This window comes from Lactiplantibacillus sp. ME-2, assembly GCF_022549155.1.
GTDB lineage: Bacteria > Bacillota > Bacilli > Lactobacillales > Lactobacillaceae > Lactiplantibacillus > Lactiplantibacillus plantarum.
In genome coordinates this window covers 36150-62433 of record NZ_JAKZEQ010000010.1, presented here as the reverse complement: position 1 = coordinate 62433, position 26284 = coordinate 36150, and the positions used below count along the sequence as shown (strand labels likewise).

At 46.4% G+C, this 26284-nt stretch carries 25 protein-coding genes; all 25 read left to right on the top strand.

Features of this window, described 5'->3' with window-relative positions:
* The first annotated feature begins 5 nt into the window (after positions 1-5).
* The 25 genes from mraY to MMY95_RS05365 all read left to right on the top strand — a co-directional run bounded on the left by mraY (position 6) and on the right by MMY95_RS05365 (position 26275).
* Positions 6-971 (top strand): phospho-N-acetylmuramoyl-pentapeptide-transferase, encoded by a 966-nt coding sequence (mraY, locus tag MMY95_RS05485; RefSeq protein ID WP_003640859.1) that lies wholly within the window; start codon positions 6-8, stop codon positions 969-971.
* A 280-nt stretch (positions 972-1251) separates the two neighbouring features.
* Complete coding sequence (gene murD, locus MMY95_RS05480; RefSeq protein ID WP_053267805.1) at positions 1252-2631, top strand: UDP-N-acetylmuramoyl-L-alanine--D-glutamate ligase; 1380 nt, start codon at positions 1252-1254, stop codon at positions 2629-2631.
* A complete protein-coding gene (murG, locus tag MMY95_RS05475) occupies positions 2631-3722 on the top strand; it encodes an undecaprenyldiphospho-muramoylpentapeptide beta-N-acetylglucosaminyltransferase (protein ID WP_241277534.1) in 1092 nt (363 codons plus the stop codon). Before murD ends, murG begins: the two co-directional genes overlap by 1 nt.
* 30 nt (positions 3723-3752) lie before the next feature.
* A complete protein-coding gene (locus MMY95_RS05470) occupies positions 3753-4628 on the top strand; it encodes a cell division protein FtsQ/DivIB (RefSeq protein ID WP_003640856.1) in 876 nt (291 codons plus the stop codon).
* A gap of 116 nt (positions 4629-4744) precedes the next feature.
* On the top strand, positions 4745-6091 hold the full coding sequence (ftsA, locus tag MMY95_RS05465) for a cell division protein FtsA (RefSeq protein ID WP_003640855.1): 1347 nt from the start codon (positions 4745-4747) through the stop codon (positions 6089-6091).
* A gap of 29 nt (positions 6092-6120) precedes the next feature.
* Positions 6121-7404: a cell division protein FtsZ gene (gene ftsZ / locus MMY95_RS05460; protein WP_003640854.1), complete on the top strand. Its 1284-nt coding sequence runs from the start codon at positions 6121-6123 to the stop codon at positions 7402-7404.
* Between the two features lie 23 nt (positions 7405-7427).
* Complete coding sequence (gene sepF / locus MMY95_RS05455) at positions 7428-7850, top strand: cell division protein SepF (RefSeq protein ID WP_003640853.1); 423 nt, start codon at positions 7428-7430, stop codon at positions 7848-7850.
* An 18-nt stretch (positions 7851-7868) separates the two neighbouring features.
* Positions 7869-8123, top strand: coding sequence for a YggT family protein (locus MMY95_RS05450; protein WP_003645935.1), 255 nt, complete (start codon positions 7869-7871; stop codon positions 8121-8123).
* A 23-nt stretch (positions 8124-8146) separates the two neighbouring features.
* On the top strand, positions 8147-8932 hold the full coding sequence (locus MMY95_RS05445) for an RNA-binding protein (protein WP_003640851.1): 786 nt from the start codon (positions 8147-8149) through the stop codon (positions 8930-8932).
* Between the two features lie 17 nt (positions 8933-8949).
* Positions 8950-9648 (top strand): DivIVA domain-containing protein, encoded by a 699-nt coding sequence (locus MMY95_RS05440; RefSeq protein ID WP_003640850.1) that lies wholly within the window; start codon positions 8950-8952, stop codon positions 9646-9648.
* Positions 9649-9961: 313 nt separating this feature from the next.
* Complete coding sequence (gene ileS, locus MMY95_RS05435; protein WP_003644608.1) at positions 9962-12760, top strand: isoleucine--tRNA ligase; 2799 nt, start codon at positions 9962-9964, stop codon at positions 12758-12760.
* A gap of 334 nt (positions 12761-13094) precedes the next feature.
* Positions 13095-14093, top strand: coding sequence for a diaminopimelate epimerase (gene dapF, locus MMY95_RS05430; RefSeq protein WP_053267806.1), 999 nt, complete (start codon positions 13095-13097; stop codon positions 14091-14093).
* A 194-nt stretch (positions 14094-14287) separates the two neighbouring features.
* Positions 14288-14842 (top strand): NUDIX hydrolase, encoded by a 555-nt coding sequence (locus MMY95_RS05425; protein WP_015825703.1) that lies wholly within the window; start codon positions 14288-14290, stop codon positions 14840-14842.
* Positions 14842-15093, top strand: coding sequence for a hypothetical protein (locus MMY95_RS05420; RefSeq protein ID WP_003640846.1), 252 nt, complete (start codon positions 14842-14844; stop codon positions 15091-15093). Before MMY95_RS05425 ends, MMY95_RS05420 begins: the two co-directional genes overlap by 1 nt.
* Before the next feature lie 20 nt (positions 15094-15113).
* On the top strand, positions 15114-15806 hold the full coding sequence (locus tag MMY95_RS05415; RefSeq protein ID WP_003640845.1) for a 5'-methylthioadenosine/adenosylhomocysteine nucleosidase: 693 nt from the start codon (positions 15114-15116) through the stop codon (positions 15804-15806).
* Positions 15807-15864: 58 nt separating this feature from the next.
* Entirely contained in the window at positions 15865-17025 is a 1161-nt protein-coding gene (locus tag MMY95_RS05410; protein WP_104795802.1) for a cysteine desulfurase family protein, read from the top strand.
* A gap of 2 nt (positions 17026-17027) precedes the next feature.
* Positions 17028-17369, top strand: a complete 342-nt coding sequence (locus MMY95_RS05405) for a DUF1831 domain-containing protein (RefSeq protein WP_003640843.1) — start codon at positions 17028-17030, stop codon at positions 17367-17369.
* Between the two features lie 95 nt (positions 17370-17464).
* The gene (gene mnmA, locus MMY95_RS05400) at positions 17465-18610 is read left to right on the top strand and encodes a tRNA 2-thiouridine(34) synthase MnmA (protein WP_015640584.1); all 1146 of its coding nucleotides are present in this window, start codon (positions 17465-17467) and stop codon (positions 18608-18610) included.
* 189 nt (positions 18611-18799) lie between these two features.
* Entirely contained in the window at positions 18800-20158 is a 1359-nt protein-coding gene (locus MMY95_RS05395; protein ID WP_003644601.1) for a potassium transporter TrkG, read from the top strand.
* Positions 20159-20167: 9 nt separating this feature from the next.
* Positions 20168-20830: a TrkA family potassium uptake protein gene (locus MMY95_RS05390; protein ID WP_003644600.1), complete on the top strand. Its 663-nt coding sequence runs from the start codon at positions 20168-20170 to the stop codon at positions 20828-20830.
* A 281-nt stretch (positions 20831-21111) separates the two neighbouring features.
* Complete coding sequence (locus MMY95_RS05385; RefSeq protein WP_003644599.1) at positions 21112-21843, top strand: WxL domain-containing protein; 732 nt, start codon at positions 21112-21114, stop codon at positions 21841-21843.
* Between the two features lie 58 nt (positions 21844-21901).
* Positions 21902-22936 carry a DUF916 and DUF3324 domain-containing protein gene (locus MMY95_RS05380; protein WP_003640838.1) on the top strand — a complete coding sequence of 345 codons (1035 nt, stop codon included), beginning with the start codon at positions 21902-21904 and terminating at the stop codon, positions 22934-22936.
* 6 nt (positions 22937-22942) lie between these two features.
* Positions 22943-24391: a WxL domain-containing protein gene (locus tag MMY95_RS05375; protein WP_202861051.1), complete on the top strand. Its 1449-nt coding sequence runs from the start codon at positions 22943-22945 to the stop codon at positions 24389-24391.
* Positions 24392-24914: 523 nt separating this feature from the next.
* Entirely contained in the window at positions 24915-25580 is a 666-nt protein-coding gene (locus tag MMY95_RS05370) for a histidine phosphatase family protein (protein ID WP_003640836.1), read from the top strand.
* 20 nt (positions 25581-25600) lie between these two features.
* Complete coding sequence (locus tag MMY95_RS05365; RefSeq protein ID WP_003640835.1) at positions 25601-26275, top strand: tetratricopeptide repeat protein; 675 nt, start codon at positions 25601-25603, stop codon at positions 26273-26275.
* Positions 26276-26284: the final 9 nt, after the last annotated feature.

Below are 26284 nucleotides of genomic sequence, written 5' to 3'. Positions count from 1 at the left end.
TTGTTGTGAGTTTATTAGTGTGGGGTGCAACCCTAATTAGTGGTTTTATTATTGTGTTTGCGTTAATGCCGTCACTTATTCGGTATTTCCGCGCCCGCAAAGAAGGACAGATGATTCGTGAGGAAGGTCCTAAGTGGCATGAGAAAAAATCTGGGACGCCAACTATGGGGGGCCTACTGTTCATTATCGCAATCTTAGTCACCACGTTATGGGTCGGTGGGTGGCAACATCAGCTACAACCAACCACCTGGATTTTGATGTTTATCCTGGTCTTATACGGTGCACTTGGTTTTTGGGATGATAGTATCAAGCTTTGGCGTAAACAAAACGAAGGTTTAAAGGCTTGGCAAAAATTACTTGGTCAAGTCATTGGGGCAGTAATTTTAACGTTGGTCTATCAACATGAACATTTGCCAATGGCACTTAGAATTCCAGGCTTGGGGGTCTGGTCGCTGGGAATTTGGTACATGCTCTTCGCCATCATCTGGTTAGTGGGCTTCTCAAATGCCGTCAACTTAACGGATGGGTTGGACGGATTAGTCGCTGGTCAGGCCACGATTGCTTTTGGTGCGTATGCCGTGATTGCTTACGCTCAAAATCAGTATAATGTGATGTTATTCTGTTTGGCCGTCGTGGGGTCACTATTAGGTTTCTTCGTGTATAATCACAAACCGGCCAAGATCTTTATGGGTGACATGGGATCATTAGCGCTCGGTGGTGCTTTAGCTGCAGTATCGATCTTATTGCATCATGAACTATCCCTCCTCTTGATTGGCATCATTTTTGTCATTGAAACGGCTTCAGTTATCCTCCAAGTCGCCTCGTTCAAGTTAACGGGAAAACGGATCTTTCTGATGAGTCCAATTCACCATCACTTTGAGATGAAGGGTTGGAGCGAGTGGAAGATTGATATCGTTTTTTGGTCGATTGGTTTAGTGGCAGCCGTAATCAGTGTTGCCACGATTATTTAGTCACAGTTTGCTAACTCGGGCATTCTTGTCCGAGTTAGCTGTACATAATTGGTCTTTGCGGTATGACTTTATTCATTGGTGGTCGCCAAGTAAATAGTACTGATTCCTATCAACGCAACGATTGTTCTTTAAATGGTTGCGTTGTCTGCCGCAGATTATGTCGTGGAATTGGTCACTGGCTCACCATGAATAATTTGCTGATGACCACGAGTTGGTGCATCAGCCACATAACAAGTTAATTTAGGTATCATCTACAAACATTATAGGGAGATCTTGGTTTATGAAGTCGGTTGAGCAGTATCGTAACCAAAAGGTTTTGGTTCTTGGATTAGCAAAGAGCGGGGTCAATGCCGCACGGTTGCTCCACAAATTAGGTGCGTTTGTGACCGTTAATGATAAAAAGAAATTTGATGAGAACCCGGATGCACAGGAATTATTGAGTGATGGAATCAAAGTTATCACGGGTGGTCACCCGCTGTCACTACTAGATGAAGATTTTAAAGTTATTGTCAAGAACCCGGGTATTCCATACTCAAATCCAATTGTGAGTGGGGCTCAGGAAAAGGGTATTCCAGTTATTACCGAAGTTGAACTTGCATCGCAAATCCTAGCGGGAGAGTTGATTGGGGTGACGGGGACGAACGGTAAAACCACGACAACGACGATGATCACGATGATGCTTAATCAACGCACAAATGCCGGTAAAGCTTACGTAGCAGGCAATATTGGCGTGCCGGCCTCAGCAATTGCACAAAAGGCTACGGCGGCCGACACAATGGTGACTGAGCTTTCGAGTTTTATGTTGTGTGGTATTCGGACTTTGCACCCACATATTGCGGTGATTACGAATATTTATTCGACGCATTTGGATTACCATGGCTCACGTGAGAACTATGTCAAGGCAAAGATGCGGATCACCATGAACCAAACGGCTAATGATTATCTAGTCATTAATTGGGATAGTGAAGAATGGCGGCAACTCAGTAAGCAATCACAAGCAACCGTCGTGCCATTTTCACGGCAAGCCAATACGAAAGATGGCGCCTATGAAGAGGCCGGCAAGCTGTACTTTAAAGATGAGTACATCATGGACGCTGCTGATATCCGGATTCCTGGTGATCATAATGTTGAAAATGCGTTAGCAGCGATTGCCGTTGCTAAACTTCAAGCCGTTCCAACAGCAGGAATCGTTCAAGTCTTGAAGACGTTTACGGGTGTTCGACACCGGACTCAATATGTCGAGACGTATCAGGACCGGCAATTTTACAACGATTCCAAAGCAACCAACTTGGTGTCGACCGAGATGGCCTTGAAGGGCTTTGATCAGCCGGTCATTTTACTTGCTGGTGGTTTGGACCGTGGTAATACGTTTGAAAAGCTTGCTCCCGCATTAAAGGCGCATGTCAAGACGTTAATCGTCTTCGGTGAGACTGCTGAAAAAATGGCGGACGCTGGGCGTTTGGCTGGTATTCAAGATATTGAGTTTACGGACAACTGTGAGACTGCGGTGCCAATTGCTTGGCAACATAGTCAGGCTGGTGACATCATCATGTTATCACCGGCTTGTGCCAGTTGGGATCAGTACCCGAACTTCGAAGTGCGGGGCGACCGATTTATTAAAGCAATCGAACAGTTAACTGGAAAGGCGGAAGAAAACTAATGCGATTAATGATTTCTGGCGGCGGGACAGGTGGTCATATCTATCCCGCACTGGCACTGATCGATGCCTTAAAAGCACATGATCCCGAAGCGCAAGTTCAGTTTGTGGGAACCCATCGTGGACTAGAGAGCCGCATTGTGCCGGAACGGGGGATCGATTTTAAAACAATCAAGATCCAGGGCTTTAAGCGTTCATTGTCATTACAAAATGTTAAAACAGTCTATTTATTTTTAAAGAGCGTGGTTACGGCGCGTAAGTACATTAAGGCGTTTAAACCTGATGTTGTGGTCGGAACCGGGGGCTACGTGAGTGGTGCGGTCGTTTTCGCGGCGAGCCAGATGCACATTCCAACGGTCATTCATGAACAGAATTCAGTTGTTGGTGTCACTAACAAATTCCTAAGTCGGTTTGTGGATAAAATCGCCATTTCATTTGAGAGTGCGCGATCACAATTTCCCGCTCAAAAAGTTGTGATGACTGGGAATCCTCGAGCCCAACAAGTGGCTAATATTAAAAAAAGTGGCGCTTTGGCGCAGTTTGATCTGGATCCTGACATTCCAACGGCGTTGATTTTTGGGGGGAGCCGGGGTGCTGCGCGCATTAACGCAGCAGCGGTCGCGGCAATTCCTGAACTGAACAAACGTGACTATCAGACCTTGTTCGTCACCGGCCAGGTACACTACGAAAAGATTCGGAATGGCTTGTCAGCGACAGCGCTAGCTCCGAATGTTAAAATCGAACCATACATCAAAAATATGCCAGCAATTCTACCAGAAGTCGCGGTTATTCTTGGTCGAGCAGGTGCAACTAGTATTGCGGAAATTACGGCTTTAGGGATTCCTTCAATTCTAGTCCCTAGTCCATACGTTACGAATGATCATCAGACCAAGAATGCACAAAGCCTCGTGAATGCGGGGGCGGCTGAACTGATTAAGGAAGCTGATTTGACGGGAAACAGTTTGGTAGCTGCATTAGATGGCCTTCTCCAAAGTACCACGCATCGTGAAACGATGGCGGCTAATGCGAAAAAACTGGGGATGCCTGATGCGGCCGACCAGTTACTACACGTTTTAGAAACGGTGATTAAGTAGCACAGAGACTAGAGTGAAAGGGTGGGTGTGATGGCCATTTTTCATAAAAAGCCCAAGGAGCGTGAGCACCCCGAGCAGCTGACACCCTGGGAACGGTTTCAACGAGACGCGGCTGAGAATCATCGCGCAGCGCAAAAGAGTCACCATAGTTGGTCAGGTAAACGCCTGCGAATTGGCGATAAATTACCGAAACTCAAATCTCAGCGCCGCCGATTACTTTTCAAACGGGTCGTGATCTTGATGGGCTGTTTTCTGATCGGTGCTGGTGTGGCTGGTTACTTCATTTCACCACTGAGCCATGTTCAGACGGTGACCGTACATGGTAACGATCAATTGTCTGTTACGCAGGTCAAGACGGCGACTAAGATCAACCCTGGAGTTGCCTTATGGTCCGTGATTGGTCATGATCAACGGACTACTAAGCGCGCAGAACGTGCCCAGCCGCAAATCGGCAAGGTCACGACTAAGTTAGTTGGATTGAACAGTGTTCGGGTGACAGTTAAAGAAATTCGCATCGCGGGTTACTTATCGACTGGTCAACACTATCGACGAATTTTGGAAAATGGGTTGATTTTGAAAGCGACCTATTCTCAACCCGGTGGCGGTTCACCGATCTATGCCAACTTTAAAAGCGGTCACCGCTTAGCAACGATGATTGCACAGTACGCTAAGTTACCATCGGCGGTCAAACACAATATTTCTGAGATCAAGTTTGCGCCGAACAAGGCTAATCCCGAACGGGTTCATCTTTACATGAATGACGGTAATGAAGTGTACGCAACAATTAGCACTTTTGCTAGCAAGATGGCTTATTATCCGGGAATTGTGGCGAAGATGAAAACCAAGGGTGTCATCAATCTTGAGGTGGGCGCATACTCCTATCCGTTCAAGAATCAGAATAATTGATAGAATGCTAAGTGTGACCTTTTTAAAAGCGCTTAGGATATGGTAAACTAAGGAATAACTGGATATGTCAGCGAATCCTTGAATATTTATGTAAAATACTAGGAGGTTCCTCTATTATGGATAATTCAGGAATTTATGTCGGACTTGATATAGGGACCACCTCAATAAAAGTCATTGTTGCTGAACGTGTTAAAGGGCAAATGAACGTTATTGGTGTGGGAAGCGCACGTTCTAATGGTTTAAGTCGTGGCGTGATCGTCGATATTGATAAGGCGGCCGAAACGATTCGATCAGCAGTACGCCAAGCTGAAGAAAAAGCAAGTATCGAAATAAAAAAGGTGATTGCGGGAGTTCCCGCTAACCTGGTTAAAATTGAACGCTGTCGTGGTATGATTGCCGTGGCAGATGAGTCCAAAGAAATTAATAATGAAGATGTTCAAAACGTTGCGGCGGCTGCGTTAGTTCAGAGTTTACCGCCAGAGCGGGAAGTACTGGATGTCATCCCCGATGAATTTGTCGTCGATGGTTTTGATGGCATCAAGGACCCACGTGGCATGGTTGGGGTCCGGCTTGAAATGCACGGCACCCTGTTCACTGGTCCGAAAACAATCATTCACAATACGCGGAAGGCTTTGGAAAAGGCTGGACTGCAAATTGAACAGATTGTGATCGCGCCCTTGGCATTAAGTTCCTTAGTGCTGAATGACGGTGAACAAGATTTTGGTTCGATCATTATTGACATGGGCGGTGGTCAAACGACTGCGGCAGTTATACATGATCACCAATTGAAGTATACTTACGTTGACCAAGAAGGCGGCCAGTATATTACCAAAGATATCTCGGTCGTTTTGAATACATCGATCGAGAATGCCGAGAAGTTAAAGCGTGATTATGGCTATGCCGATGCTCAGCAGGCCTCGGATGATGAACTTTTCCCAGTTGATGTTGTTGGGCAAAGTACACCGGAGCAAATAAGTGAGCAATACTTAGCAGAAATCATTGAGGCTCGTCTAGACCAGATCTTTGATAAGGTCAAGCAGCACTTGGATGAGATTCGGGCGCTCGAGCTCCCCGGGGGCATTGTTTTAACTGGTGGGGTGGCAGCATTACCCGGTATCACTGATTTGGCGGCGCAACGTTTTGGAACGCGAGTTCGCGTCTTTACGCCTAATCAAATGGGCTTGAGGCATCCGTCGTTTGATGAGGCGTTAGCGGTCATCAAATATCAAGCGGCCTTGAGTGAAGTTACGTTACTCGTTAAGAGTGCACTTACCGGTGATACTCGTGCCAGTGTGGCGTTGGAATTTGCTGATACAACACCAGCACCTAGCCAACCCGCAGCACAACCTAAAAAAGCAACTAAGAAACAGTCTGCGCCACAAGCACCACAGGAACAGGCTGATCCAGATCATAAGGGAACTGTTGAACGGGTCAAAGGCTTCTTCAACCACTTCTTTGATTAATATCGGATAGAAATGACGGAGGAAAAAACATGGAATTTTCTTTAGATTCAACCCAGAACTCAGGGGCTAATATTAAAGTCATCGGTGTCGGTGGCGGTGGTGGTAACGCCGTTAACCGGATGATTGCTGAAGATGTTAAAGGCGTCGAATTCATCGTTGCCAACACTGATGTGCAGGCATTACAAACTTCAAATGCCGAAACTAAAATTCAACTTGGACCAAAGCTTACGCGGGGATTAGGCGCAGGTTCTAATCCTGATGTTGGTTCCAAGGCTGCGCAGGAAAGTGAAGAGGCCTTGACAGAAGCGTTACAAGGCTCAGATATGGTCTTTGTAACGGCCGGTATGGGTGGCGGTACTGGTAATGGTGCGGCACCAGTTGTGGCTAAAATTGCTAAGGACTCCGGCGCGCTGACAGTGGGTGTTGTCACCCGTCCATTTACATTTGAAGGTCCTAAGCGTGCTCGTAACGCTGCTGAAGGAATTGCTCAGATGAAAGACAACGTTGATACGTTGATCATTATTGCTAACAACCGTTTGCTTGAAATCGTTGATAAGAAGACTCCAATGATGGAAGCCTTCCAAGAAGCTGATAATGTGTTACGTCAAGGGGTTCAAGGTATCTCTGACTTAATCACGTCACCAGGGTACGTTAACTTGGACTTTGCCGACGTTAAGACGGTCATGCAAAACCAAGGTTCCGCTCTGATGGGTATTGGCTCTGCTAGTGGTGAAAACCGGACGGCGGACGCGACTAAACAAGCCATTTCTTCACCATTATTGGAAGTTTCAATCGATGGTGCCGAACAAGTCTTGCTGAACATCACGGGTGGCCCCGACATGTCCTTGTATGAAGCCCAAGCTGCTTCTGACATTGTTTCCCAAGCGGCAACGACTGATGTTAACATTATCTTTGGGACTTCGATCGATGAAAGTCTTGGCGATGAAGTCCGGGTGACCGTGATTGCCACTGGTATCGATCAGAAGCAACGCGAACTCAAGATGGACAGCCAGCCTAGTCGTAGTGAAGCTAGTCAGCAACGAGGCGGCATGTTCGCAACGCCAACTGACCAGCCAGCGACGAGTGAAGCGGCCCAATCAAGTGAGTCCCAAGCTAACGACCCATTCGGTAATTGGGATATTCGGCGCGAACCGAACAATTCACGGCCAGTCAACAATGGTCAAGAGTTTAACAATGTTGAAAAAACTGATTTTGATGTCTTTAATGACAACTCACAAGCTGACGATAGTAAGGATGATAACAGTGGTGATTCGCTAGATACACCACCATTCTTCAAGCGCCGGCGTAAGTAAAACGGTGAAGGGAGCGCAAGCACATGGCCGGATTCATTAGTAACTTTTTTGGTGTTGGTGATTCTGACAGTCAGTATGAGGAACCCACCGAAGCTTCCCAAGCGGCGGCTCCCACTGAATCTGCAACCAATACTCGGAGCACGCCAAAGGTAGTTCCAATGCAAGGGGGCAAGTCGGTGAATAGCAAAATTGCCCTATTCGAACCGAAAATTTATTCGGACGTGAAAGAAATTGCGACGCAGTTATTGAAAAATCAAGCTGTAATCATTAATTTTGATCACGTCGATGATGAAATGGCACGCCGGATTGTGGATTTTTTGACCGGGACGGTTTTTGCCATCAATGGTGAGATCGAACGGATCGGTGATGAAATTTTCCTCTGTATTCCTGAAAATTACGAGGTTTCCGGAAGTACGACAAGTCAGTTTGATACGAGCAAATTATAAGGAGTGAGTGGCCTGTTAGTGACGATTATTAGTCGGTTGTTTCAACTGTACCAATTAGCCATTGTGGTTTACATTTTGATGTCATGGTTCCCGGGAGCTTATAATACTCGCGTGGGCCAATTCTTAGGTCAAATCTGTGAACCATTTCTCAGTATTTTTCGGCGCTTTATTCCCGCAATTGCCGGACTGGATTTTTCGCCGATCATTGCGCTGTTAGTGCTCCAATTAGCTGAAAGTGGCCTATTTTATCTGATAACTTTATTGATATACTAAATTAAAATAACGAGGATAGTATCGTGAATGATAACTTAAAACAACATTTTCGCGATAGTGAAGCCCCATTTATTGAACAGGTCACTGGTTGGCTACGGCAAGTAGCTGATCAGTACCGACCAATCTTAACTGCGTTTTTGAACCCGCGACAAATCTACATTGCGCAAACGCTGGTCAACCAGTTAGACGACGTGCGGATGCGGGCATCCGGTGGCTTTGAAGGTGCTGAGTTACAACGGATCTTATTTTACCCGGTGTATTACGAACCTGAAGTGGCCGATTTTCAAATCACACTGTTTAACATTGTTTATCCCGTGAAGTTTGCCACCTTAAAGCATGGTCAAATTCTGGGTACGCTTGCCAATGCCGGCGTCGAGCGTGATGTCTTTGGTGACATCGTGACTGACGGAACGACATGGCAGTTTGTGTGCGAAACCGAGATGGCCAGCTATTTCGAGGAGCAAATCGACCGTTTTGGTAAGACGAAAGTCCACTTAACAGCGGTACCATTGTCGGCGGTGATCACACCGGAAGACGACTGGGAGGCAGTTACTACGACGGTTAGTTCATTACGTGCGGATAGTATCATTAAGGCGGCGTTCAACTTGTCGCGGCATCACGCCAAGGAATTGATCGAAGGTGCTAAGGTTCGGCTGAATTGGGCTGACTTACCGAAAGCTGATTACGAGTTAGCATTGTTAGATATGCTGAGTGTGAACCATTACGGTCGTGTCCGACTTGCCGAAATTAGCGGTGAGACCAAAAAAGCGCGGCTGCGGATAACATTAAATATTATTCATAGTAAATAGATATTGGAGGAATTCTAATGGTGTTAAGTCCTGATGACATTCATAACAAAGAGTTTTCAACGAAACTGCGTGGTTACAATATTGATGAGGTTAATGATTTTCTAGAACAAATTATCAAAGATTATCAAATTACCTTGAAGCAAAATAAAGACCTCCAAGAACGGTTGGACTCGAGTGAAGGTAAGTTGAAGTATTTCAATGAATTGAAAGATTCCTTGAATCAATCTATCTTGGTGGCTCAAGAAGCTGCTGATAAAGTGAAGACGAACTCTAAGAAGGAAGCCGACATTATCACCCGCGAAGCTCAGAAACAAGCGTCTGACATTGTGAGTGAAGCAACTGACAAGTCAAACCAAATGATTGACGAAGCTTCTCAAAAGGCCAAACGATTATCCGTTGAAACTGATGATTTGAAGAAACAAACGCGGGTCTTCCGGCAACGCTTGCAAGTGATGTTAGAATCGCAGTTAGAAGTGGTTAAGAGCAAGGATTGGGATCAACTACTTAGCGAAACGAATACGGCTGATTATGCTGAAATTCAACACGTTTTAAAGGAAGATAACCTTGACAACTCGGGGGATGCGAGCGTAAACTCAGAAGCAACCGTTGAAATTACGGAAGCAACGAGTGGTGAGACCCCCGTTGCGGACGGTGGCGATCAAGTCCAACAACAGACGGTGGTTATTTTCCCTGATGATGACAGCACTAATAATTAATTAGGCGATCGTCAGGCACAATTGAAGCGAATTGAATGTATTGAGGAGAACAGCAAACAATTAACTAATACGCCCAGAGAGCTGCCGGCAATGGAAAGGCAGTCGTCCCTTAGTTAGTTGCAGATCATCTCTGAATGCTATCCTGAATTGAGTAAGGGTGGCCGGTCCATGGACGTTAACCATGCTAAGAGAGAATTTAAACAATTCTAAAATTGGGTGGTACCACGATAACTTCGTCCCTGGGTGGACGAAGTTTTTTTGTGTCTAAAAATCCAATGGCGATTGTTTGATAAAAATTTTAAGGAGTGAGAATATGCGCGTTAAAGAAACGTTAAACCTCGGTAAGACCAAGTTTAAAATGCGTGGAAACTTACCGGTCAAAGAAGTTGAACGGCAAAATGTGTGGGCTGAAAATAAAGTCTACGAACAACGGCAAAAATTGAATGAAGGTAAGCCAAGCTTTATCTTACACGATGGCCCACCATACGCGAATGGTGATATCCATATGGGGCACGCCTTAAATAAGATCACGAAGGATTTCATCGTTCGCTATAAGTCGATGAATGGGTTTCGGGCACCTTACGTTCCTGGTTGGGATACCCATGGGCTACCAATCGAACAGAAGTTAAAGCAAGCCGGTTATGACCGCAAGAAGATGACGGACAATGAATTCCGAGAACTTTGTCGGAAATACGCGTTGGAACAAGTTGATCGTCAACGTGATGAGTTTAAGCGCTTAGGCGTTGCTGGTGAATGGGACAACCCATACTTAACGTTAAAGCCAGAATTTGAAGCGGCTCAAGTGCGGGTCTTTGGTGCGTTTGCTAAACGTCACTTGATCTACCGGGGCCAAAAGCCTGTCTTCTGGTCATGGTCTTCTGAATCGGCTTTGGCAGAAGCTGAAGTGGAATATCATGATGTGACATCGCCATCCGCCTTCTACGGTGAACATGTCATTGATGGTAAGGGTGTCTTAGATGATGATACCTATATGGTTGTTTGGACAACAACTCCTTGGACGATTCCAGCTTCAGAAGGAATCACAATCGATGCAAGTTTTGATTACGTCGTTGTGCAACCGGCTGGTGAAAATCGTAAGTTTGTGCTCGCGGCTGAATTGTTGGACGAAAATGCCGAACGATTTGGTTGGGAAGATGTTCAAGTGCTTAAAACGGTCAAGGGTGCGGAACTCGAAAACATTTTGTGCGAACATCCTTTTGACAATAGTCGGCATTTAGTAACGATGTTAGGTGATTTTGTCACACTTGATTCTGGGACTGGGCTAGTGCATACTGCGCCTGGTTATGGGGAAGATGACTATCGGATCGGTAAGCAATACGACCTGCCAATCTTTGCTCCCGTAGATGACAAAGGGTTCTTAACGGCTGAAGCTGGTGATGATTTTGCGGGGGTCTTCTACGATGACGCTAACAAGATCGCACTGGACAAGTTGAAGGCCGCTGGGTTATTACTGAAATATATGCCATACGAACACAGCTATCCATTTGACTGGCGGACTAAGAAGCCGATTATCTTCCGGGCAACGCCACAGTGGTTTGCTTCCGTTGGTGATATGCGTGATGAAATCCTTAAGTCGATGGATGACGTTGAATTCTTCCCAGAGTGGGGTAAAAAGCGTCTTTACAACATGATTCGTGATCGTGGTGACTGGGTCATTTCACGGCAACGAGTTTGGGGTGTACCTCTTCCAATCTTCTATGCTGAAGATGGCACTGCCATCATGGACGAAGTGACGATTAACCACGTAGCTGATTTATTTGGCAAGTATGGTTCGAATGTTTGGTTCGAACGCGACGCAAAGGACCTATTGCCAGATGGTTATACCAATGAACATTCACCAAACGGTACCTTTACTAAGGAAACCGATATTATGGATGTTTGGTTCGACTCTGGTTCATCACACCAAGGTGTCCTGGCAGAGCGCTCATACCTCGACTATCCAGCCGACTTATACCTTGAAGGTTCTGACCAATATCGTGGTTGGTTCAACTCAAGCTTGATTACGAGTGTGGCTGTTTCTGGACATGCCCCATACAAGCAAGTCTTGTCACAAGGTTTCACGTTGGATAATCAAGGTCGTAAGATGAGTAAGTCACTGGGCAACACGATTGCGCCAGCTGATGTTATTAAGCAGATGGGTGCTGAAATCGTTCGGATGTGGGTCGCTTCAGTGGATACCAGTTCCGACGTTCGGGTCTCAATGGAAAGCTTTAAGCAAGTAGCCGATTCCTACAAGAAGTTCCGGAATACGGTACGCTTCATGTTAGGCAACACCGCAGACTTTGATCCGAAGACCAACCGCGTGGCTTATGAAGATTTAGCAAGTGTGGACCAGTACATGGAAACACGGTTGAACGAATTCGTAGCTGAGACGAAGGACCATTACGATCATTATGATTTCTTGGATATCTACAAGAAGTTGATCAACTTCTTGACGGTTGATTTATCAAACTTCTATCTCGATATTGCCAAGGATATTATGTACATTGATGCCGAGGATAGCCATTCACGGCGGTCGATGCAAACGGTCTTCTACGATGTTTTGGTTGCCTTGACGAAGCTCTTCACGCCAATGCTGCCACACACGACTGAAGAAATTTGGCCATTCTTGAAGGAACCAGAAGAATTTGCGCAATTAGCTGAGATGCCAGCTGTTCAAAATTATGCGAACAGCGACGAGTTGATGGCTCAATGGACGCGGTTCATGGATCTTCGGAGTAACGTCTTAAAGGCGTTGGAAGAAGCCCGGGATGCTAAGTTGATTGGTAAATCCTTGGAAGCACACTTGGATTTGTATGTTGATGATGATACGCAAGCCTTCTTAGATCATCTGAATACCAATGTTCGGCAGATGTTGATGGTTTCAGCATTAGATCTACACGCGTTAAGTGACGCGCCTGCAGACGCAGAAACATTTGGTGACACGTTAGCCATCAAGGTTGGCCATGCTGACGGTGACGTTTGTGATCGTTGCCGAATGGTTAAGACCGATGTTGGCAGTGACGAGGCTTATCCGATGTTATGTGCACGGTGCGCCGCAATCGTTCGTGAAAACTACCCTGAATCAGTAACAACTGGTTTGGAAGCTTAATCTGAATTAGATTTAGCGTGAGTCTTGATAACTTATGAAAAGTGCCACTAATCAGTCGAACGGGACTGATTAGTGGCACTTTTTTGTGCTGGCGTGTGGGGATTATCAAGTAGTCAGTAAATCCGAACACCGGGATGATTGAGATACAGCTGTAAAAAACTGATTGCGTTTTTCAGATGCAAGATTTAAGAGCTATTAAGAATTTACAGTTGCTGCGCAGGACTTTGAATGGTTATTATGAGAAATGGTCCTTTGCAATTGAATTTTCATGAAAAAGTCAGTATGATAATGAAGTAGTTTAAATTAAGGTCGATTTTATATAGATAGGATGTTGATGGCTGTGAAAATGATCAAGGTACACGGTTCTGGTAACGATTTTTATTTATTGGATCAAACACAATTTCAAGCACCGTTATCGGATGCGGATTTGAAGCAATTGGCAATTAACATTTGTAAACGTGACGGCGCAGGTTTGTACGATGGCGCTGATGGCGTGTTGGTTGTTGATAAATCAGAACATCCACAAGTACTTGGTCGGATGCGGGTCATTAATGCGGACGGGACGGAAGCTAGCATGTGCGGTAATGGGCTACGGACCGTTGCTCGTTATTTGGGCACGCAAAATAGTCAGGAAGACTTCCGGGTTCAGACGATGTATGCGGACTTAAAGGTGCAGGCCGTTGCTGATTTTGCGGCCCACGTCCCAGCTTACAGTGTTGAAATTTCACCCGTAACTTTCGACGCGCAGACACTTGGCATGCATGCGAATAACGATGCGACGACAATTATTAATGAAAAGATTCCAGCGCTGTCTGCTGACTTGAAATTCTCAGCTGTGGCGGTGCCTAATCCGCATTTGATTGCGTTCGTTGACCATGATACGTTGGTTGGCCCCGAATTAGGACGTATCGGTGAATGGATGAATGATGGTAAAAACCAAATTTTCCCTGATGGCGTCAACGTTAGTTTTGTGGAAGTCTTAGGACCAAATTCAATTTTTGTACGCACGTTTGAACGCGGGGTTGGTTTTACCAATGCTTGTGGGACTGCGATGTCGGCTTCCTCATTGATGTACGTGTTATTACACCAAGAAAGTACCGATTTTAATCAAGAAATCCACGTCACCAATCCTGGTGGGATGGTCAAAACCGTTGTTCACCAAGGTGCCGATGAAGAATACTGGATGGAATTGATCGGTAACGCGACGTTCGTCCGGATCGTGACTTTGCCATTAGAAGAAGCGCTTCAGGGCGACTACAGCCCAGCTACCGCAACGGAAACTGGTGAGCAGGTTGCTTATGAAGATTTCGTCGCTAACCTTGCAAAGGCCTAATGGCGATTAGTGTCAATTGGTCCGCTTGATTTTAAGAATTGGAAAAATGGGTTAAGGAGCCAAATTGGTCGCTCGTTAGCCCATTTTTTGCGGGTTCGTTAAAATTACCGAAATCGCCCAGTTGAAAATTGCAATCGAGCTAAAAAATCGGTATCCTTATTGAGAGAGCAGACACTGAAAGGGGTTCTTGATCAATGACATTTGAGGAACGGGTTCAGAGTCGTCAGTTGGTTTATCAAGGCGGGTTGGTACAGGTCGAACGACAAGAAGTCACTTTACCAGATCAAACGACGGCAACACGTGAAATTGTGCGACACCAGCCGGCCGTCGCGATGCTGATGATTACCGCGCAACATAAAATGATTGTTGAACAACAGTGGCGCGCTGCAACCGGTGGGCTGACCGTCGAGATTCCAGCTGGTAAGGTCGAACCCGGTGAGACCATGGACCAGGCGGCCGTCCGCGAATTAAATGAGGAAACACGATTGACAGCTCAGCACTTAGAAGCAGTCGCCCAATTCTACACGTCACCCGGGTTTACGGACGAACTAATGAAGTTGTACGTTGCTACCGGTCTGAGTGCGGTTGCAACGGCATTCCCACAAGACCCTGACGAACAAATTAGGCTCATCAAGCTGGACCTCGCGACGGCTGTCAGTCAAGTTCAGACTGGTCAGATTCAGGATGCCAAAACCGTAATGGCGATTTGGTACTGGCAAAGTCACCCTGAGTTAGGAGTTGAAGCATAGTGGCAGATGATGATCGACTCACCAGACAGCAATATCGACAACAACGTAGCCAGCCAACTGGTCACGATACTCAGGAGCAAGAATCACCAACGGCTGAACCCAGTGCATCCAGACAAGCGTATGCTGCTGAGAACAACCGGGCTGTTGAAGAAGCCAAGACGAAACGGCTAGCCCGCAAATTGAATTGGGCGATTGCTGGACTAGTCGTTGGGATTATTATTGTCTTTTTAATTTTATTTTTAACACCATAGAAAGTAGGCGCTAGGCTCACATGAAATTTGGAATTATTTGTGCGATGGAAGAAGAACTTAAAACGTTACGGGACGCTTTGCAAGACGAAAAGATCGTTAATATTAAGGATATTACGTTCTATGATGGGACAATTGATCAGCAGGAAGTTGTCTTAGTGCAATCAGGCATTGGTAAAGTGCAAGCTGGTATGACTACGGCTTTAATGATTACTAACTTTGATGTGGACGTTGTCATCAACTCTGGTTCTGCAGGTGGGATTGGCGCTGGTTTGCATGTCGGTGACGTTGTCGTAGCTAAGGCAACTGCTTATCACGATGTTGATGCGACGGCCTTTGACTACGAATATGGCCAATTACCACAACAGCCACTATACTACGAAACGGATGCCAATTGGGTAAAGCAAATCATGGCGGCGGCCAAGGCAACCGGTTTGAATGCCAAGACTGGACTGATTGTTTCCGGTGACCAATTTATCGCAGGTAAGGCGGCTACCGATAAGATTTTAGCACACTTTCCAGAAGCACTATCTAGTGAAATGGAGGGCGCCGCAATTGGTCAAGCTTGTCACCAGTTCCAGACGCCATATGTGGTGATTCGCGCGATGTCCGATGTCGGTGATGAAAATGCCGGTGTTAGTTTTGACGAATTTATCCTGGAAGCGGGTAAGCAGTCCGCAGCGATGTTACTTGCATTATTTGCGGCGCAAAATTAGTCAGATGTATCGCAGCGATGCTAATAACTAAGAATTATTTAGAAGGAAGTATGATGTAATGAAGCAAGTGTACCTAGACAATGCGGCAACGACCCCAATGGCAGCGTCCGTTATTCAGACGATGACGGATCAAATGACGAATACGTTTGGCAATGCCTCAAGCACCCACGCATTCGGTCGGGCCGCCCGTGAAGTTTTAGACGATAGTCGGCACGTGATTGCCCAAAGCATTAACTCAGCTGACGATGACATTATCTTTACCAGTGGTGGTACAGAAAGTGATAATACGGCGGTGATGCAGACCGCGTGGACGCGCCAACATTTAGGCAAGCATATTATTACGACGGCAATCGAACATCAAGCGATTCTTAAATCGACTGCTTTTTTGGCAGAACATGGGTTTGAGATTACTTATTTACCCGTGAATGAACAGGGACAAATTAGTCTGGATGATTTGAAGGCGGCACTACGTCCTGATACGATTCTCGTCTCAATCATGACCGGGAATAATGAAGTTGGTTCACAGATGCCAATCCATGAAACTGGTGAATTGTTAAAGGATCACCAGGCATGGTTCCATACGGATGCAGTGCAGGCCTACGGGTTGTTGGATATTGATGTGCAACGGGATCATATTGACATGTTGTCCACCTCAGCACATAAAATCAATGGGCCTAAATTCTTGGGCTTCTTGTACAGACGCAATGGCATTAACTTTCCTAGCTTTGTCAAGGGTGGCGAACAGGAAGATAAGCGCCGTGCCGGTACTGAAAATATCCCGGCAATCGCGGGCTTTGCCACGGCCGTGCAAGAACTGACGACCGCTGAGAAAGCCCACCGGCAGGCTAAGTATCGTGAGTTCAAGCAATACATCGTTGACCAGTTAACGGCTAACGGAGTTGATTTTGAAGTCAACGGGTCCCTCGGTGAGCATAACTTGCAACACGTTTTGAACTTATGGATCAAAGGGGTATCGACCTATACAATGCAAACTAACCTGGACTTAGGTGGTGTCGCAGTTTCTGGGGGCTCCGCATGTACGGCGGGGAGCCTAGAACCATCACACGTTTTAATTGCAATGTATGGTGAAGACTCTCCCCGGATCAGCGAGTCGATTCGGTTGAGCTTTGGTCGCTATACTACTAAGGCTGATCTGGATCAGTTTGTAACGGTGCTGACGAAGACGACGCAGCGCTTATTAAAAAAGCAGGGGGCGTGACGATGGCATACACAACAACGGTTAAACTAGATGGGGATACTAAGACGTATACGCTGAGTCCAACGGTCAAGAAATACACGTTGATGGATTTGGGTTTTGTGAAAGGTCGCTCGGGCGCGTTTAGTTTTGAACGTTCCTTGGATCCCACTTCACCCTATCAAGCGGCTTTCAAGCTGAAGATGACAGTCAATGCGGATTTGACTGGGTTTAAGATGACGACGGTAACGGGCAATGGTGTCCAACGGGCAAATATTTTCAAAAATGACGCCCATCCGGAAGCTGTTGAACAATTACGGTATATTTTAGCTAACTTTATTGAACGGGATGTCCTCACGACGGACTAATCAGGGAACGCCTGGCTTGCAGCCGGCGTTTTCTTTGTTATAATGGAACTTACTGGACTTGTACGACCTTCAAATCGTGGATTCTCCAGAATCTTTTGGAAATGATGGTGAAAAGTATGACTGATCACAGTAACACGCGTGTCGTTGTCGGCATGAGTGGTGGTGTTGATTCATCCGTAGTGGCGTTGCTCTTGAAGCAGCAAGGTTATGACGTGGTGGGCGTGTTTATGAAGAATTGGGACGATACGGACGAAAATGGTGTCTGTACCGCGACCGAAGATTATAAAGATGTTGCCAAAGTGGCAGATAAAATTGGGATTCCTTATTACTCGATTAACTTCGAGAAGGAATATTGGGACCGGGTCTTCACGTACTTCTTAGACGAATACAAGAAGGGCCGCACACCGAACCCCGATGTTATCTGCAACAAAGAAATTAAGTTTAAGGCGTTTTTAGATTACGCGATGGATTTAGGGGCGGATTACATTGCCACTGGTCATTACGCGCGGTTACAACATGATGAAGATGGCACGATGCACCTTTTGCGTGGTGTTGACAGCAACAAGGACCAAACTTATTTCTTAAGTCAGCTGGATTCGAAGACCTTACAAAAGGTGATGTTCCCACTTGGCGAAATGGTGAAGCCTGACGTTCGGAAGCTTGCTTTAAACGCGGGCTTGGCAACAGCTAAGAAGAAGGACTCCGTTGGGATCTGCTTCATTGGCGAAAAGAACTTCAAGGAATTCCTAGGCCATTACTTACCAGCAACGCCCGGTAAGATGATGACTTTCGATGGTCAGGTGAAGGGTGAGCACGCCGGGCTGATGTATTACACGATCGGCCAGCGCCGCGGACTTGGTATCGGTGGTGATGGCGAGGATAACGAGCCATGGTTCGTGGTCGGCAAAGATTTGAAGAAGAATATTCTGTATGTTGGCAAGGGCTACCATAATCCGCACCTGTACGCGACCCACTTAAAGGCGTCCGATTTACACTTTGTGACTGATGAAGACTTAGGTAATGACTTCCACGTGACGGCAAAGTTCCGTTACCGGCAAAAAGATTCTGGTGTGACGGTGCATTTTAATGATGACCACACGGAAGTTACCGTGACTTTTGATGATCCAGTTCGGGCGATTACTCCTGGACAGGCCGTTGTCTTCTACAACGGTGAGGAATGCTTAGGTTCCGGTATGATTGACGCTGCTTATAATGATGAGCGCGTCTTACAGTATGTTTAGTTCGTAATTGGTTTACCGCTGATCAAGCTGAGCTTGATTAGCGGTTTTTTTGTATGTATTGGGTCGGCCGTGGCGGGCGTACGTCAAAGCTTAGGTCGGACTTGCTTTTCTTGACTAGGTTGATTAAGCTAAATGGAGTATGATCAATCGGACTGATTGGTTATAATCGATAAGCTGTTGTGGGATGGAATGATTATGAGACAATTAGCACATTTTAAATTTTTTGATACGCTATCTAAGAAAATGGTAGCCGGTTTTATTATCTTAATTCTGATTGGGACAGTCTTACTGAGCCTCCCATGGGCGACGCCAGCAAACGTGCACACGTCGTTGATCGATGTGTTGTTTACGTCGGCATCAGCGACATGTATTACTGGGCTGACCGTCGTCAATACTGCTGCGCACTGGACAACGTTTGGTCAATTGGTGATTCTGGTACTTTCGGAGGTCGGTGCGCTGGGCTACATGACCTTTGCGGTACTCCTCTTTAATATTATGCGTCGTCAGATCGGTCTCTCTACGCAGTTGATGGTCAAGGCCTCCCTGAATTTGGAACGATTGAGTGATACTAAAAGCGTTATGAAGTATGTCGTGGGTTTGTCACTGCTCTTTCAGCTAGGCGGTCTTGGGTTGCTCGCAATTGATTTTGTACCTCGATTTGGTTGGCGTCACGGATTGTATGTGTCACTATACCATGCGGTTATGTCATTTTGTAATGCCGGTTTTGATGTGTTTGGCGATAGTCTGCAAGGCTTTCGTAATGATCCATACGTCTTGACGGTCACGATGATCCTAATTATTGCGGGTGGCCTTGGATTTTTAGTTTGGCGTGACGTGCTGCTGTACCATACGCGTAAGCGACTGACTTTAAATTCCAAACTGACCTTACTCACAACTTTCAGTTTATTTGTCATCGGTTTTGTCTTGTTGTTGATCACTGAACGTGACTTGGAACTGTTGCCAACCGGAATGTCGTGGGTCAACCGAACGATCAATACGCTGTTTTTAAGTGTTACCCCCCGGACAGCGGGTTTAATCACAATGCCTACTCAAGGATTGCAAGCGGGGAGTTTATTGGTCATTATGATTCTGATGTTCGTTGGTGGGACGCCTGGATCGACTGCGGGTGGGATCAAGACGACAACGTTTGGCGTTTTGATGTTCCAAAGTATTGCCCAGCTACGTGGTCGCCGTGATGTTGAGTTTAGTCATCGTCGTTTTAGTCAGGAGAATATCAATCGGGCGCTAATGCTGATTTTCTTGGCTAGTATTGTGCTGACAGTGGCAACACTGATCTTAACGCAGACTGAAAAAATTCCGAAGGGCTTCGGGTTGGAATACGTTTTGTTTGAAGTGTTATCAGCATTTGGAACCGTCGGACTCAGTTTGGGATTGACGCCCAATCTGACTTTGATTGGGAAGATTGTAATCATGATGCTAATGTTTATTGGCCGGGTGGGGATCTTCACGTCACTCTACGCGCTTTCCAGACGTCAAGCTAGGGTGAACTTGATCCGTTATCCGGCAGAAAATATTTTGATTGGTTAGGTGGGCAACATGCGAAAAAGTTTTGCTGTATTTGGTCTAGGACGGTTTGGTGAGAGTGTTGTTCGGGCGCTTGCCGCAGCTCATCAGGATGTTTTGGCCGTTGATATTAACGAAGAACCAGTTAACGAGCTAATGGACGTGGCGACACAGACAATGATTGCTGATACCCGTGACGAGCAGGTGTTGCGTGATTTGAACGTCGATACGTTTGATTATGTGATTATTGGGATTGGCAATAATATGGAAGCCAGTATTCTGACGACGATGTTGAGCAAGGAGCAGGGGGCGAAAAAGGTCATCGCCAAGGCCGAAACTAGCGACCAGGGGCGGGTCCTTGAACGGGTCGGCGCTGACCAAGTCGTATTTCCGGAACGTGATATGGGTCAGGGCATTGCCCACCGCATCCTTTCCAACCATATTTTAAACTTTATTGACTTAAGTGATGAGTATACGTTGGCCGCAATCGAGATTACGGATCCGAACTTTGTTAATCAGAATCTGATCGATTTAAAGATCCGGCAACGTTTTGGTCTGACGGTAATTGCAATCAAACACGAGAAACACATTGATGTCTCGCCCAAGCCGACGGATATGATGGCCCTCCATGATGTGATTACTGTGGTTGGTCCAGTTAAGGGCGTTATTGCGTTAGATGAAGCGTTAAAAAAATAAATGAATTAATGATGTAAAAACATCAAGGACAACGGGCCTTGATGTTTTTTTGGTTACAAGGGTGACTGGGTATCCACGTTGTGGCCGGTTATCACCAGGCGTTTAATTAATATGGAAAGTTAATGAATCAAAACATAACCCACAGTTTCGATTGGTATACATGATAAACTATGGTTGGCGTCAGGGGAAGAGGACGGTGAAAGCGGAATCATAAAGTGATTAGTAAACTAATATGGTAGCAGGCGACTGGAAAAGCAGTCGATTGAGAAGGAGGAAGCAACATGCGAACTTTTAAATTAATGACCGGGTTGAGTGGTGGCGCAACTTTACTATCACTTGCGCTAATGCCCCTAGCGGCGTTAGCGGCCGGACCCGGAACAGCAAGCAACAATTTGACGACAGTTTCGTCTGGTTATGTTGCGGATAGCACGGGTAATGCGGAAGCGTTATCGAATGCACAATTTACGGTTATGCCCGGTGAATTAACGTTGGATGCTGTGCCAAATATCGCGTTAAGTTCGACCAACGTTAAGAATATTGCATCTGCTGCCACAACGTTAAATGCAACAAGTAGCAATACGTCGGGAGGCAGTGGCTATGATGGCAATGGTAGTGGCAATTTAAACGTTAGCGACTTTCGGGGAAATCATGCTGGCTGGACGTTGACAGTTGGGATGGGACCGTTTAGTTCGGGAGCGGCTAAAGTTGACTCGGCCACATTGAATTTGAATATGACCAAGGGTAACGCTGACAATGCTAATACTGCCGCGCCGACCGCATTGAGTTTGAATCAGAGCGAAGTGACAAACGGATGGGTCGCGAGCCCACAAACGTTATGGAATGCTGCTGCAGATAGTGGTGAAGGTTCAAATACAGCGACGACTGCCACGAGCAGTTCATTGCAAGTCGGTAAGCAGTCCAATATTTCTGCTGGAACTTACACAGCAACGCTTTACTGGACGCTTCAAAATGCACCAGCAGCTGCTGCAGCAACACCAAAAGCAGCTTCATAGGTTCAGCTGATCATCGCGCGTCGTTATTCAATGATTAAGTGAAGTGGGGGTGTTTAGAATGCGATGGAAACAAATCGGTCAGTGGTGGTTATTAGTGTTGGCATTGCTACTAGGCGGGCTTTTAGGGTCATTACCTGGTCAAGCGGCATCTAACACACCCGCATCGGGTTTTATTCTGACACCCCTACTGCCCAAGGATCAACTAGATAAGCAGGCGGGTTACTTTAATATGAAGGTCACGCCGGGAACGACGTCAACGTTCAGAGTCTCCGTCAGCAATCCTGGTAAATCAGCAATTACGTTGCAGGTAACACCGGTCAACGCAACGACCTCAGATGCAGGCAGCGTCGCGTACGTGCCGTCTAAGCGGCATGACCCATCTGCCACGACGACGTTTACTGACATGACGTCAAGTGGCGTCGTAGTTAAGTTAGCGGCTCATCAAGCGAAAACGGTGGCTTTTAAGACCACGATTCCCAAGTCTGGGTTCCAAGGGGAGGTGTTAGGTGGCCTCTTTGTCACCAATCCAACCGCCAATGCGGCCCGGCCAACGACGAGTCAAGGTTTTATGTTGAAGAATCGCTATGCAGAGGTTACAGCGGTGGCGCTTTGGTGTCAGCCGCAAGTGACGATTCCAGTTAAGTTAGTCCTCGATGAAGTCAAAGTGACGCCCACCAATGGGCAACCAGTACTCTTTGCCAAACTCCGTAATCTGACGCCGACACTTTTTGGACAACTCAAAATTCAAGCACGCGTTATTCAACGCACGACGGGAAAAACCGTTGCCACGCAGCAACTTAAATCAGGATCAATGGCACCGAATAGCTGGTTTAACTATCAAGTCGCGTTGGGCACGCAAAACTTAGCCGCAGGGAAGTACCGACTAAAATTGCATCTAACGAGCGGCCAGCGTGTCTGGGATTTCACCCGTGACTTTACCTTGACTGCAGAACGGGCGCAACAACATAATCATCATCTGGTTGGACCGCGTCAGGTCAACTGGTGGCTGTGGGGTGCAGTGGCACTAGTCATTCTCTTAGCACTTCTAATGGCGGCGTACTGGTTTGGCCAGCGGCGTTCGCGTAAGGAGTGAGGAACGATGAGAAAGTTGATCAAGGCTTGTGGCCTAATGGTGATAAGTATGCTGGTTGGTTTAGGTATCGTCACGAGTGCCTTAGCAGCCAAAACGGCGCCCCAATTGCCAAGCAGTCCACCGAGTTCCGTCTTAGGCTTGAATCTATCGGGCGGTTTTTCACAACAGCCAATCGATTCAAATGTGATTGGTGGCAACTCAGTAACGCTGTCGGTTCGGGCCCAGCGCAGTGCGCTTGAGGCGGCGACAAGTCTGTTGAGTGGTCGCAAGTACGTTTGGTGGGAATCGACGGATGAGGGGCAAACCTATCAGAAGATTGGCACTAATAGTCGAACCTATACTTTCAATGCGCCGCAAGTGACCAAAACAACGCATCTTTATTTTCAAGTCCAGTATGATTTCTCTGGTGTTGGGGCGTTTCCTGATTATTGGTCCAAAATCGCGAAAGTGACGGTCACGCCAGCCCGGGTGGTAACGACTGGCATCAAAGTGACGAGTGATGACGCGTGGCTCAATAATGCACAAACGACCATGGTACATGCAGCACTGACGCCGGAGGAAGCAACGGATCCAATTACTTGGAAGAGTAGTGACCCGTCACTTGCGGCAGTTGATGAATATGGGAATGTGACCGCAGCGGATGCCGCCACGGATAATTCCGGAAAAGCGGATGATCACGGAACTGTCACGATTACCGGAACCTCTAATGGTCTGAGTGATAGCGTCAAAATTTTGGTTGGAGCGTTACAAGATGTGACGGTCGTAGAAGGGACGCCGGCAACATTTACATTACCAGCATTGCCCGAGGGGGTGACTGTTAGCAATTGGTATCGTGTCAAGAATGGTAAGGCTACAGCCCTCAATGTCACGGATACGAGTTATACGGTCAAGGTACCGACCAATGCGGATGATGATGGAACGGCCTACTATGCGAGTCTAAGCTATCCGGTCAATGGCAAGCCACAGACGGTGACGACCAACGCCGCTTTGCTAACAGTTAAGAGTGGTGGGCGGTTATCATTGAGTGCCGTTCCTAATTTTAATTTTGGAACGTTAAACCTGCAGCGACTCGCACAAGGTACTGACTTGGCGACAGACCCGACGGCCGTCAAAGCTAATGACGGTTATGACGGTAATAATGACTATCGGTTGGCCGTGGTTGATGACCGGACTGTTGGGGCTGACTGGCAGTTAATGGCGAGTCTGAGTCCCTTTACTGCTGGAAATACAACAATCAAGACGGCTCGGTTAATGCTCAAAGACTCGACGGGAGTGCTCAATCAAACGATACCAACGGATGGTTCGACAACCAGCGTTTACCGGCAAACTGGTCATCAGAGTCAAACTTTTGATGTGGCACCTAGTTCATTACAGTTACCAGCAACACCATTGGCAACGCCTGGTGAGTATCAAAGCATTATTACTTGGACCTTGGCGATTGTGCCCGCTGCATAATAATTAGTGGTGGTAAGTAGTGTTTCAAAGCTACTTACCACTTTTTTGTTAAAGCAGGGTAATGCTGGAGTTGAACTTGGTTCGGCTGATTTAGTTTACATAATTATATTTTTATTAAGTAGATTGGAAAAACGACGATTTACTCTTACGGCTGAGTAGTACGGTGAATAACAGCCATTGGCAGTATGGCGTAGCAGTTGCATACTTAGTGGCTAAAAGATACCATGCCCGGTCAACTGATCGCGTTTATCAAATAATAGCGTGATGATCGTTAAAATTCGTGAACAGATTTTGAAAATCAGTCTGAAAACTGTCATAATATAGAACGTAAGACGTGTTGCGAGCGTGACGAAGTATCACGACCATCCGCCACGTCATTTGAAGTATTAACAGGGTTGGCCTAACGGCGATTGACGATGAGTTGCAATGATACTGCTGAATCATCGCAACCGTTATTCAGTTTGGAGGGGCCATTGCTCGAAAATAAGATCAAATCAAGACACTAGAGTAAGGAAGTAAGCAATTGACAAAACTATTATTTGTTCGCCATGGGAAAACAGAGTGGAATCTTGAGGGACGCTATCAAGGCTCTCAGGGAGATTCACCATTATTACCGACTAGTTATCAAGAAATTCATGAATTGGCAGCGGCGCTCCAGGATATTCGGTTTAGTCATATCTATGTCAGTCCGTTAAAACGGGCGCGTGATACAGCGATGACACTACGTAATGATTTGACACAATCAGAGTTACCCATAACGGTACTGAGTCGTTTACGGGAGTTCAATCTCGGTAAGATGGAAGGAATGGCCTTCACGGATGTTGAAGCTACGTATCCGGCCGAATTCGACGCGTTTCGAAATCATCCGGATCAGTATGACCCGACAGCGATTCAGGGGGAGAGCTTTCAACAACTGCTGAAGCGGATGACTCCCGCTATTAAGCAAATTGTTCAAGCAAATCCACGTCGCGATGACAATGTTTTGATCGTTAGTCATGGTGCGGCCTTGAATGCCTTGGTCAACTCATTACTGGGAGCGACACTGGCGACGTTACGGCAACGGGGTGGCTTGTCGAATACGTCAACAACAATTTTAGAGACGCGTGACCGTGGTCAACATTTTAAGCTATTAGATTGGAATGACACCTCATACCTATCACGGCGGCCCGATGCAACTGATACGATTTAATATAGAAGGAAGTGGTTCGGATGGCAAAAACATCACGTCCTAGTAAAGCTAAACAGCAAGCACTAGTCCATCAACTCATTGGCAAGATTGATGCACAGCCCGAGGACTACCATGCTTATTATGAACTAGTGGTATTATTAACGGCTGGTCAAGATTTTGAACAGGCAGAGGCGTTAGCAATGAAGGCGTTGGGAAAGTTTGACCACCAACAACCCGCAGCCGACTACCTGCGTTATGCGTTGGGAAATGTCTATTATCAAGCTCAAACTTATGACAAAGCGTTACCATATTATCAACAAATTACGGATGATCAACTAAAACAGGATGCTTATTTAATGAGTGCACAAGCTTTAATGGCCCAACACGATTACCAACATGCCCTGGTCTGGGCCATTACGGCTCAAGAGGCACGTCCACAACAACTTGACGCTAATTTGTTAGTAGCAGACATATTACTTGCATTAGGCAATAATCAGCAAGCATCGGATTACTATCAACGCGCATATAAGATTGATTCGCAATCTGGGCGAGCTGCTTTTAACCTTGGACTGACCGCAATGGTACTGGGAAAACCGTATGCCACCTGGTTTGAACGCGCGCAGAAATTGGACAGTCAATATTTTAAAAGTCATCAGCAACAGCTAACGGATATTGAAAAAATGTTAGCCGCACAAGCAGATAATCAAAATCACTAATTTAGGAGG